Raw genomic sequence first — 7,232 nt, 5'->3', positions numbered from 1 at the left:
TCACCGAACACTCTCTCCACGGCATCAACACCTCCCGGCAAAAACCGAAAAGTGTTACCTATGTGTCCGGTACAAATCGTCACCTATGTCTCGGGCCGCTCACAGGTCCATTCCGGACAGGTTCACTCGCCAGTCGCACAGGATTTCCAACACATGACAGCGATGGGCGCGGCGGCGCTGCTGATCCTTGTCCTGACCTATGCCGGCGTTGCTGTCGGCAGGGTACCCGGGCTGCGCCTCGACCGGGCAGGGATAGCACTGCTCGGCGGCGCGGCGATGATCGCCATCGGCGCGCTCGACATGGAAGACGCCTACCGCGCCATCAGCTTCGACACCATCACGCTTCTGCTCGGCATGATGATCGTCGTGGCGCATCTGAAAGTGTCCGGCGCCTTCCGCGCGCTCGGCGGGTTCGCCATCGAGCATGCGCATGCGCCGTTCATGCTGCTGGTGATGGTGACGCTGTTGACCGGCGTCCTGTCGGCATTCCTCGTCAACGACGCTATCTGCCTGGTCATGGCGCCGATCGTCGTCCATGTCACCCGCGTCATCAACCGCAACCCGGTTCCCTACCTGATCGCCACGGCGACCGCATCCAATTGCGGCAGTGTCGCGACCATCACCGGCAATCCGCAGAACATGGTCATCGGCGCCCTGTCGGGGATTTCCTATCCGGCCTTCTCGGCGGCGCTTGCGCCGGTGGCCCTGTCCGGCCTCGTCGCCGTCATCGTCATCATTCGCATCGTCTACCATGCCGAATTTTCGCGCAAGGCCGAGCTCAGCCCCGAAGTCTACCGAGGCCGCATGCTGCCGGGGCAGGTGCTGAAGGCGGTGGTCGTCTGTATCGGTTTGGCCATCGCCTTCTTTGCCGGCGTTCCGGTTGCCAAGGCGGCGCTGATCGGCGGTGCGATTCTGTTGCTGACCCGCGCCATCAAACCTGAGCGCATCTATCGCGAGATCGATGGGCCGCTGCTGTTCATGTTCGCCGGGCTATTCATCGTCGTCGCCGGAGCCGAGAAGACGCTGCTTACGCCCGACATCGTCGCTTCGGCAAAAGACCTTGGGCTGAATGATGTGTGGCGGCTGTCCGGCTTCACCGCGGTGCTGTCCAACATCATGAGCAATGTCCCGGCCGTGCTGGCGCTGAAGCCGTTCGTGCCCGGACTGGAAAACCCCGAGCGGGCCTGGCTGGTCGTCGCCATGAGCTCGACGCTGGCCGGCAATTTCACGTTGCTCGGCTCGGTCGCCAATCTGATCGTTGCCGAGCACGCGCGGGTCTCCGGCAAACCGCTGGGCTTCATCGCCTTCTTCAAGGTCGGCCTGCCGTTGACGCTGGTCACCCTTCTTGCCGGGACGGCATGGCTGGCGGCCTAGAAGCGCGTCGCATTCGACCGACCTCATGCGGCGCGCATTAGGCTCTTTTTCATCATGTCGTTATCGCAAAACCGCTGCACACCTTTGCGCGGCATGCATTAGCCGGTCAGGGCGATGTCACCGTCAGATGGCCTTTCATGTTGGGATGGAAACGGCAGAAATAATCGACCGATTCCGCCTTCTTCACCGTCAGGCTCGCCGCCTTCTTCGGCGGGATCATCACTTCCCAGGCGCCGTTGACGGTTGCCGTGTGGGCGAACACGTCCTTGTTTACCCACCTGATCGTGTCGCCGACCTTCGCCTCGATTTTCGCCGGCGAAAACACAAGCTTCTCGATCGTCACCTCGATGGTTTCGGCCTTGGCCGGCGCGGCACCCATGGCCAATGCCAGAGCAACCCACAGATGCCGCCGCGACATCATTGGCTCGATCCTCACTTCAGCATGCCGGCGACGTGTTCGGCGTGCTGTTCGTGGCCCTGGAATATTTTCAGGCCGGTTTCCAGCAGGCTTTTCAGCTCGGCGTTGCTGGCGGACGGGATCAGCAGAGTTTCGAGCGCGCCATTGACCTGCTTGTGGTAGGCCACCTCGCTGGCGACATAGGCCTTGTCGAAAGCCGCACCCTTGAGCTTGGCAAGCTTGGCACGTTCCTCGGCCGCCGCCTTGGTCAGCGCCTTGCTCGTCGGATTGTCCTCAGGCGTGACCTTGAGCTTCTTGACTAGGTCGAGAGCCTGTTTGTTGACCGCCTCGTGATCTCGCACCATGTCCTTGGCGAAATCCACGACTTCCTTGTTCTTGGATTTCTTCAGCGCCTGCTTGGCCGCCTCGACGTCAAGCACGCCCGCTGTGTAGGCGATATGTGCGATCTGCGTATCGGTCGGTTTGTCGGCAGCTTGCGACGAGGGCGCTGCGCCAAGCAGGAAAATTGCGGCCAGTGCCGTGGTCGATCGAATAAACATGATGCTCTCCTTCGTCCCGACGCGGAACTGCATCGGGCTTCGTTTTCGGTGATGCTCATTGGATGCAGGACACGGGAAAACGTTCCCGCGAAAATCGGTGCGGCCTATCCGGAAAGACCAAGCCGCTGCATCACGGCATTGGTCAGCCGTTCGCAGCGCCGGCCCGCGAACGGAAAGGCGTCGAGCAGCACCGGGCCGATCTGGTCGTCCAGCGCCTTGCGCACCAGCGCGCGGGCGCGGTGCAGCCGCGTCTTGATGGTTTCTGGTCGCACGCCAAGCAGTTCGGCGGTCTCCTCGATGCTCAATCCCTCGATGACGCGCGCCACGAACACGATCCGGTAGACATCGGGCAGACTGTCGGTTGCCCGTTCGACAAGCTCAAGGATCTGCCGTTGCGCCATCGTCCGCTCCGGATCGTCGCTCGGGTTGAGGGGAAACCGGATGATTTCGGCTTGCGGGTTTTCAGGCATCGCTACCATTCGCCGCCTGTTGCGCAAGCGGCCGAGGGCTTCGTTGATGACGATACGCGACAGCCATGTGGCGAGCGAGGCATCGCCGCGAAAGGACTCGAGATGGGCAAAGGCGCTGACGTATGCCTCCTGGACGATGTCCTCGGCCTCGCTGTCGTTCCGCACAACACCGCGGGCGATGCGGTAGAGCCTTTGGTTGTGCGTCTTGATGATGGTGCGAAATGCATCGCCATCACGTGCCAGCGCGCGGCCGACAAGCTGCATATCGCCGGAAGCGGCGGGCGTTGCCGTCAACGCAGCAGGCATGGCCGATCTCCTGATAGGCTTCTCATCGCGACATTGGATGCATCGGCCGACAAAAGGTTCCCGACCGATCCCGCCGGCCAACCTCGATCCGTTTCAAGGACTGGCAGAGACTATTCTACCGCCTTCACCACACTGCCGCCCCTGTTTTGTAGAGTCGACCGATCGGTCGCCGTGATATCGCTCAGGATCGCAATTTTTCCAGGCTGTTACGCCGATTTTCTGACTCAGTCTGGAATGGTGCTGGCTCAGGCCTCAGCGGCCGCCGCCAGCCCGCGCGCCAGGTCGGCCTTCAAATCCTCGACATCCTCGAGCCCGATCTGCAGGCGCACCAGCGGCCCGTCATACGGGCCCTTGGCGATTGTGCGGTCGCCAAGGAATACCGGCACGGCAAGGCTCTCATAGCCGCCCCAGGAATAGCCGAGGCCGAAAAACCTCAACGCGTCGAGGAAGGCGTGCTGCTGCTTCTGTCCGCCGCCCGCGAGAACGATCGAGAAGATGCCGCTCGATCCGCAAAAATCGCGCTTCCACATAGCGTGGTCGGGATGACTGGGCAGCCCCGGATGCAGCACCTGCGCTACGCCCGGCTGACCCTCCAGCCAGCCGGCGAGGGAAAGCGCGCTCTTTTGATGATGCTCCAGCCGCACGCCCATCGTGCGCAGGCCGCGCAGCACCTGGTAGACGTCGTCCGGTCCGGCGCAGCAGCCCATCGTGTTGAACGTCTCGCAAAGCTGATTCCAGCAAGCTGCATTGGCCGACACCGTGCCGAGCAGCACGTCGGAATGGCCGGCCGGGTATTTCGTCGCCGCGTGGATGGAGATGTCGACGCCGTGGTCGAGCGGGCGGAAGTAGAGCGGCGTCGCCCAGGTGTTGTCCATCATGACGATGGCGCCGGCGGCATGTGCTGCCTTGGCGATGGCCGGTATGTCCTGCACCTCGAAAGTGTTGGAGGCCGGCGATTCGGTGAACACCACCTTGGTGTTGGGCTTGATCAGCGCCGCGATGCCGGCGCCGATGCGCGGTTCGTAATACTCGACCTCGATGCCCAGCCGCTTCAGCATCGTGTCGGCGAAGTTGCGGGTCGGATGATAAACGGAATCGACGATCAGCAGATGATCGCCGGCCGACAGGAAGGCGAGCAGCGGCAGCGTCACCGCCGCCAGGCCGGACGGTACCGCGACCGTGCCTGCCGAACCTTCCAGCGCATCGATCGCGCTGTTCAGCGCATCGGTGGTCGGCGTGCCGCGCGTGCCGTAGGTGTATCTCTGGCTGCGTGAAGCCATCGCCGCCGCATTGGGATAGAGCACGGTCGAGGCATGCACCACCGGCGGATTGACGAAGCCGAAATAGTCATGCGGGTTGTTGCCGGAATGGGCGAGCCGCGTGTTGACGCCCATCTCGCTGTCGTCTTTTGCCATTGCTTTTCGTCCCATGGATTGGTCGTTAGCCATAGTGCGGCGGCATTGGCCGCGCAACCGCACCGCACTCGCCAGGCCAAGGTCTTGAATATGCCAATTCAGCAATGCGCCGTAGATCCTCTGAACGGCTGCCAGGTGCGCTTGGCAAGTCACGGTCGGACTTTGCCGGCTTAATTGGCGCGCTGACCAATTTGCGAGCGCGTTTGTCTGCAATTTCAGGCATTTCAGGCGGTTGGTTTTCAAAGTCTTTCGGATTTGGTCATTTCCCTTGACCTCACAGGAATAATCGCCTTCGATGTTGTTCGTGAATGGGAGGCAGCGCGTCGGTTACGATGCGCGATTCCGGTAATGGGCCGGGATACATAGCTGCGTTCACACGGGAAAAAGTCAGGTTCGCCTGGAAAAAACAGAAAAGGGTCTGTGGGTCATGAAACACATTGCAATCGGCGTTTTGGGCGCCGCCGCGTTTGGATTCGCGGCTTCGGCGGCTTCGGCGGCCACGCTCGACGATGTCAAAGCGAAGGGCTTCATCCAATGCGGCGTCTCGACCGGTCTGGCCGGCTTCTCGGCGCCGGACGACAAGGGTGAGTGGCAAGGCATCGACGCGGACTTCTGTCGCGCTGTGGCGGCCGCCGTGTTCGGCGATGGCACCAAGGTGAAGTTTACGCCGCTCAGTGCCAAGGAGCGGTTTACCGCTCTGCAGTCGGGCGAGATCGACATCCTGTCGCGCAATACCACCTGGACCATCAATCGCGACACCGCACTCGGCCTGAACTTCATCGGCACGACTTATTATGACGGCCAGGGCTTCATGATCAACGCCAAGAAGCTTCCGGGCGTGAACTCGGCGCTGCAGCTTTCGGGCGCGGCGGTCTGCGTGCAGAGCGGTACCACGACCGAGCTCAACCTTGCCGACTATTTCAAGTCGAACAAGATGGAGTACAATCCTGTCGTCTTCGAAAAGCTGGAAGAGGTTAACGCCGCCTATGACGCCGGCCGCTGCGACGTATACACCACCGACCAGTCGGGTCTTTATGGCATCCGCCTGACACTCGGTGCGCCGGCCGACCACGTCGTGTTGCCCGAGATCATCTCCAAGGAACCGCTTGGGCCGGCCGTACGCCAGGGCGACGACCAATGGTACCACATCGTCAAGTGGACCTATTTCGCGTTGCTCGACGCCGAGGAACTCGGCATCACCAAGGCCAATGTCGACGAGATGAAGAACTCGGACAGTCCCGAGATCAAGCGCGTGCTCGGCCAGGAAGCCGACACCAAGATCGGCACCGATCTCGGCGTCTCTAATGACTGGGTCGTCAACATCGTCAAGGCCGTCGGCAATTACGGCGAGATGTTCGAGCGCAATGTCGGCTCGGGCAGCCCGCTGAAGATCGCGCGCGGCATCAACGCGCTGTGGACCAAGGGTGGTCTGCAATACGCTCCGCCGATCCGCTGATCGAAAATGGATTCGGAAGGCAGATCGTCTGCCTTCCGGTCTCTCTTTCCAGGGGACTGTCGAATGGCATCGCAGGAAGTTCTTCGCGAGGGGCCAAGCCGCGGTTCTCTCATTAATGATCCTCGTGTCCGCGGTATATTCTTTCAAGCGCTGGTCCTCGTCCTGCTGGTAGCGGGGGTCTGGTGGGTTACCCACAATGTCATCGTCAATCTGACGCGCTTGCACATCGCTTCCGGTTTCGGCTTTCTCAAGGGCCGCGCCGGCTTCGACATTAGCGAAAGCGCCATAGCTTATTCGTCGGATTCGACTTATTTCCGAGCCATCCTGGTCGGCTTCATCAACACCGTGATCGTGGCTGTCGTCGGCATTATTACTGCCAGCATCATCGGTTTCATCGTCGGCATTGGCCGACTGTCGCGCAACTGGCTGATCAGGAAGATCTGCACGGTCTATGTCGAGGTCTTCCGCAATATCCCGCCGCTGCTGGTCATCTTCTTCTGGTATTCCGGCGTGCTAGCCGTGCTGCCGCCGCCGCGCGAGAGCATTAATTTGCCGTTCGGCTCCTTTCTCAACCAGCGCGGCTTCTATTTTCCGCGCGCTGTCTGGGGCGAGGGCTCCTGGCTGATCCTGGTCGCCCTGCTCCTCGGCATTGCCATGGCCTGGTTCGTCGCCCGCAAGGCGCGGCAGCGGCAGATGGCGACGGGTCAGCCATTCCCGGTGCTCTGGACATCGATAGCGTTGATTGTCGGCCTGCCGCTGCTGGCCTACGCGCTGAGCGGCTTTCCTCTGAGCTTCGAATTCCCGAAGCAATCGACTTTCAACCTGGTCGGTGGCTTTCAGGTCAGACCGGAGTTCCTGTCACTCTATCTGGCGTTGTCCTGCTATACGGCCGCCTTCATCGCCGAGATCGTGCGCGCCGGCATCAGGGGCGTCAGCACGGGCCAGACCGAGGCGGCCGCGGCACTTGGGCTGCGCTCGGGATCGATCCTCAGGCTTGTCGTCGTGCCGCAGGCGATGCGGATCGTTATTCCGCCGCTGACCAGCCAGTATCTGAACTTGACCAAGAACTCTTCACTCGCCATCGCCATCGGCTATCCGGACCTGACGGCGACTGCCGGCACTGTCTTGAACCAGACCGGGCAGGCGGTTGAAGGCGTGGTGATCATGATGGCTGTCTATCTCGCGCTAAGCCTGATCACGTCGGCGATCATGAACGTCGTCAATGCCAGGATGGCGCTGGTGGAGAGGTAGGAC

Annotated in this window: 7 protein-coding genes; 3 read left to right on the top strand and 4 right to left on the bottom strand. The window is 61.5% G+C overall.

The genetic code is table 11. The features are described 5' to 3' along the window. Positions 1-153 precede the first annotated feature (153 nt). Positions 154-1,374: an anion transporter gene (locus NKJ13_RS25570; RefSeq protein WP_352740311.1), complete on the top strand. Its 1,221-nt coding sequence runs from the start codon at positions 154-156 to the stop codon at positions 1,372-1,374. 106 nt (positions 1,375-1,480) lie between these two features. On the opposite strand, the gene NKJ13_RS25565 is transcribed toward NKJ13_RS25570, so the two are convergent. The 4 genes from NKJ13_RS25565 to NKJ13_RS25550 all read right to left on the bottom strand — a co-directional run bounded on the left by NKJ13_RS25565 (position 1,481) and on the right by NKJ13_RS25550 (position 4,522). Next, positions 1,481-1,792, bottom strand: coding sequence for a cupredoxin domain-containing protein (locus NKJ13_RS25565; RefSeq protein WP_352508883.1), 312 nt, complete (start codon positions 1,790-1,792; stop codon positions 1,481-1,483). Between the two features lie 14 nt (positions 1,793-1,806). Next, on the bottom strand, positions 1,807-2,331 hold the full coding sequence (locus NKJ13_RS25560) for a DUF4142 domain-containing protein (protein ID WP_352740309.1): 525 nt from the start codon (positions 2,329-2,331) through the stop codon (positions 1,807-1,809). Positions 2,332-2,435: 104 nt separating this feature from the next. Next, positions 2,436-3,107: an RNA polymerase sigma factor gene (locus NKJ13_RS25555; RefSeq protein ID WP_352740308.1), complete on the bottom strand. Its 672-nt coding sequence runs from the start codon at positions 3,105-3,107 to the stop codon at positions 2,436-2,438. A 245-nt stretch (positions 3,108-3,352) separates the two neighbouring features. After that, a complete protein-coding gene (locus NKJ13_RS25550) occupies positions 3,353-4,522 on the bottom strand; it encodes a cystathionine beta-lyase (RefSeq protein WP_352740306.1) in 1,170 nt (389 codons plus the stop codon). A gap of 427 nt (positions 4,523-4,949) precedes the next feature. Between NKJ13_RS25550 and NKJ13_RS25545 the strand changes: the two genes are divergently transcribed. Both NKJ13_RS25545 and NKJ13_RS25540 read left to right on the top strand, forming a co-directional pair. Continuing rightward, a complete protein-coding gene (locus tag NKJ13_RS25545) occupies positions 4,950-5,978 on the top strand; it encodes an amino acid ABC transporter substrate-binding protein (RefSeq protein WP_254820740.1) in 1,029 nt (342 codons plus the stop codon). Between the two features lie 63 nt (positions 5,979-6,041). Continuing rightward, positions 6,042-7,229 (top strand): amino acid ABC transporter permease, encoded by a 1,188-nt coding sequence (locus tag NKJ13_RS25540; protein WP_254820739.1) that lies wholly within the window; start codon positions 6,042-6,044, stop codon positions 7,227-7,229. Positions 7,230-7,232: the final 3 nt, after the last annotated feature.

The organism is Mesorhizobium sp. M0174 (genome assembly GCF_040322275.1).
Lineage (GTDB): Bacteria > Pseudomonadota > Alphaproteobacteria > Rhizobiales > Rhizobiaceae > Mesorhizobium.
Note: the sequence above shows the minus strand (reverse complement) of the source record. Positions and strands in the feature narration are given on the sequence as shown.